General features: G+C 43.5%; 4 protein-coding genes and 1 pseudogene. 1 reads left to right on the top strand and 4 read right to left on the bottom strand.

All coding sequences use genetic code 11. The features are described from left to right. The first annotated feature begins 28 nt into the window (after positions 1-28). Complete coding sequence (locus tag QZ998_RS16900) at positions 29-151, top strand: hypothetical protein (protein ID WP_366512415.1); 123 nt, start codon at positions 29-31, stop codon at positions 149-151. Positions 152-225: 74 nt separating this feature from the next. Here QZ998_RS16900 and QZ998_RS08635 read toward each other — a convergent pair whose 3' ends face one another. From QZ998_RS08635 to QZ998_RS08620, 4 genes and pseudogenes are all read right to left on the bottom strand, one after another. Beyond that, complete coding sequence (locus tag QZ998_RS08635) at positions 226-1,206, bottom strand: lipoate--protein ligase (protein ID WP_296559730.1); 981 nt, start codon at positions 1,204-1,206, stop codon at positions 226-228. Beyond that, positions 1,206-2,105 (bottom strand): lipoyl synthase, encoded by a 900-nt coding sequence (gene lipA, locus QZ998_RS08630; protein WP_296559729.1) that lies wholly within the window; start codon positions 2,103-2,105, stop codon positions 1,206-1,208. Before lipA ends, QZ998_RS08635 begins: the two co-directional genes overlap by 1 nt. Next, the gene (locus QZ998_RS08625; protein ID WP_296559728.1) at positions 2,074-2,313 is read right to left on the bottom strand and encodes a biotin/lipoyl-containing protein; all 240 of its coding nucleotides are present in this window, start codon (positions 2,311-2,313) and stop codon (positions 2,074-2,076) included. The genes lipA and QZ998_RS08625 overlap by 32 nt, the downstream gene beginning before the upstream one ends. A gap of 180 nt (positions 2,314-2,493) precedes the next feature. Further along, positions 2,494-3,175 (bottom strand): annotated as a pseudogene (locus QZ998_RS08620) (hypothetical protein); the annotation flags it as partial.

Here is a 3,175-nt window from a genome sequence, read left to right as displayed (position 1 = left end):
AGGCCCTGTTATTGCCGCCCTTAATAAAATGGGGATTCCAGCCACAAAGCGTCGGACCAGCGATATCGCCATTGGCGAACAAAAAATATCGGGCTCGGCTCAGACTGTAAAAAAGGGACGGGTGCTCCATCATGGCACCTTTCAGGGCTGACATTCGGCGGCGGCACTGGCATAAAAAAGCCCCACCTCAATGACAAGATGGGGTAATTGCGTTCTCGTTATAAATCAACAAATAATGTCAGCCAGTTCATCGACATTAATGTTGTAAAAGCCTTGTTTAATGTCGCAGGCTGCAATGGCTTTTTTGATACTTTCCTTTTCGTAAGCCGTGCCAATGAGGGTATCGCTGAGAACCGTGATGTCCATGGTTCCAAAAAAATCACCGTAGATATGACAGTCCGTGATTTTGCCCTGATTGACATCCAGTTTAAACTCCATTTTCCCGCCGTCAAAGCGGCCGGTTTTAGTAATATTAAACTTAGGCGATTTACCATAATTCCATTCCCAGCTTTCAAACTTTTCTTTGGCAATGGCCTCGATCCGTTCCCGATCCGCCGCTGTGAGTTTATATTCAGCCGCCGAACCCTGCATGATGCTTTCGACCATCAGCTTTTTAAAGGTATCGGTATCGATCGGCCTTGTCAAATGTTCTGAAATATTTGTGACCCGTTCCTTGACGGATTTGATGCCCTTGGAAATGATTTTGTAATCATCGACGGTCAGGGATTTGACCATCTGTTCAAAGTCGGTATCAAATAACAGCGATCCATGATGCAGGGTATAGCCGTTTAACATACACTGGGCGTTGCCAGAGAACTTTTTGCCGTGGATAACCAGATCATTTCGGCTATTGAATTCGGCCGGAACATCGAGTTTTTTAAGTCCCTCTATCACCGGGCCGATGTATTTATTGAAATCGATGGTTTCTGCCAGACCGCTAGTGATAAAACTGAACTGCCAGCCCCCCATGTCGGTATAAATAGTGCCACCACCGGTGATCCGTCGCACCACCTTAATCCCATTTTTTTGGGCAAAGTCCACATTGATTTCTTCGATGGTATTCTGATACTTGCCAATCATCAGGGTTGGCTCGGTTCGCCAAAAGATAAAGACCTGATCCTCTGGCAGCTGCTTTTCGGTAATCAGGTAGTATTCCAGAGCAAAATTAAAAAAGGGATCGGTGGAATTGTTTTCGATATAAATCATCAGCTTTTTCCTCCTTCAAGTGCTTCTTCCGCCCGGTAGGAGCTGCGCACCAGGGGACTACTGGCAATATAGTGAAAGCCCTTCGCTTCGCCAATTTTTTTGTACTTTTCAAATTTTTCCGGGGTCACATAGGCTTTGACTGCAATGTGTTTTGATGATGGCTGCAGATACTGACCGATTGTAAAGATATCACAGCCAGCTTTCAGGCTATCATCCATGACCTGATAAATCTGTTCTTCCGTTTCCCCCAGACCGACCATAATCCCGGTTTTCGTTTTGATCTGGGGCGCCTTTGTCTTAACATATTGAATCACCTGCATGGAACGATCATAGTCCGCCTCTGGCCGCACCTCCGGGTAAAGTTCCCGAACGGTTTCGACGTTATGATTAATTACATCCGGCTTGGCTGCTATAACAATATCCAGGTGTTTCTCAACCCCTTGCAGGTCAGGAATCAGCACCTCAATGGTCACTCCCGGGTTTAACTTTCGCACAGCCTTAATGGTATCGGCAAAATGACCGGCTCCACCATCTGCCAGATCATCGCGGGTAACACTGGTGATAACCACATGCTTTAAATCCAGTTCCTTGACAGCTTCTGCTAAATGCTGGGGTTCCTTGGGATCCACTGCTTCGACTACTCCGCTGCCGACATTACAAAAGCGGCAGTGACGGGTGCAGATATTCCCCAGGATCATAAAGGTGGCGGTTCGTTTTTTATAGCATTCACCCAGGTTTGGGCAATTGGCTTCTTTGCAAACGGTGTTCAGCTTTAACTTGGCCATCAGTCCACTGACTTCTTCCACCGCCTCCTTGTTGTAGCTAACCTTTAACCATTCTGGTTTCTTTTCCATTTTGGCCTCTTGATCAATCACAGTCGATGACGGCAATAATATCATCGACCTTGATTTCATCGCCGGCTTCAAAAAAAACCTCTTTCAAAACCCCAGATTCCATCGATTCGACCTCACTGACGACCTTTTCGGTTTCAATTTCGAAAAGCACTTCGCCCTTTTTTACCACATCTCCGGCTTCCTTGTTCCAGGCCGCCAACACCCCGGTTTCCATCTGTTCGCTTAATTTTGGCATTTGAATGTTTTTTTTCATCTTAATTTCCTCCTTGTCGGTAACGTTTTACACTTTTTATTTTAAGCATTATCTTTTAAGTATTATCTTTTAAGTATTATCTTTTAAGTATTATCTTTTAAGTATTATCTTTTAAGTATTATCTTTTAAGTATTATCTTTTAAGTATTATCTTTTAAGTATTATCTTTTAAGTATTATCTTTAAATAAAACAATCGGTTAGGCAATCGGCCATCAACTCATTGTCTTTTGCAAACTCAGATCCTTCCAAGTGGTGCAAGATTTCATTATATCCATATCTGACTCCGGTAAGAATCTCAATCAACTCAGTATTTTCCAAACCATCAACGCTCACTTCACCCTTGGCGATGCTACCTTTATTTATTTCCAGCTTAACTGTGAGATGTATTTCCCTTCCTTTCATATTTAAAATCGCAGCTGCCTTTTCAAATGAAAACTTTGGCGATTGTCCGTAATTCCATTCCCAGCGGGAGTATTTTTCATTCACTAGTGCTTCAACCGCCTCAATGTCTTGCTCAGTCAAGCTTACCTTTTCGACACCATCCGGAAATAGGGTTACCAGAAATTTATTTTTAAAGGTTTCCAGGCTCATCGTTTGGTCGGTTAAATGCTTTTTAATATTGGTCACATCACTTCTTACTGATTTTACCGACTTAGATGTGATCTTTCCCGCACTTGTCTTTAGTAAATTTTTTAAAAGACTAAGATCCGAATCATATAATAAGGTGCCATGATGGAGCACCCGTCCCTTTTTTACAGTCTGAGCCGAGCCCGATATTTTTTGTTCGCCAATGGCGATATCGCTGGTCCGACGCTTTGTGGCTGGAATCCCCATTTTATTAAGGGCGGCAATAACAGGGCCT

Origin of the sequence: uncultured Acetobacterium sp. (genome assembly GCF_927416815.1) — a bacterium.
Taxonomy (GTDB): domain Bacteria; phylum Bacillota; class Clostridia; order Eubacteriales; family Eubacteriaceae; genus Acetobacterium.
The sequence above is the reverse complement of the archived record's forward strand: the minus strand, read 5'-3'. Positions and strand labels throughout refer to the sequence as shown.

Excerpts from the sequence above, each read along its gene's own strand:
- QZ998_RS16900 (WP_366512415.1), top strand. The coding sequence starts at position 29 with ATGGGGATTCCAGCCACAAAGCGTCGGACCAGCGATATCGCCATTGGC.
- QZ998_RS08635 (WP_296559730.1), bottom strand. The coding sequence starts at position 1,206 with ATGATTTATATCGAAAACAATTCCACCGATCCCTTTTTTAATTTTGCT.
- QZ998_RS08625 (WP_296559728.1), bottom strand. The coding sequence starts at position 2,313 with ATGAAAAAAAACATTCAAATGCCAAAATTAAGCGAACAGATGGAAACC.
- lipA (WP_296559729.1), bottom strand. The coding sequence starts at position 2,105 with ATGATATTATTGCCGTCATCGACTGTGATTGATCAAGAGGCCAAAATG.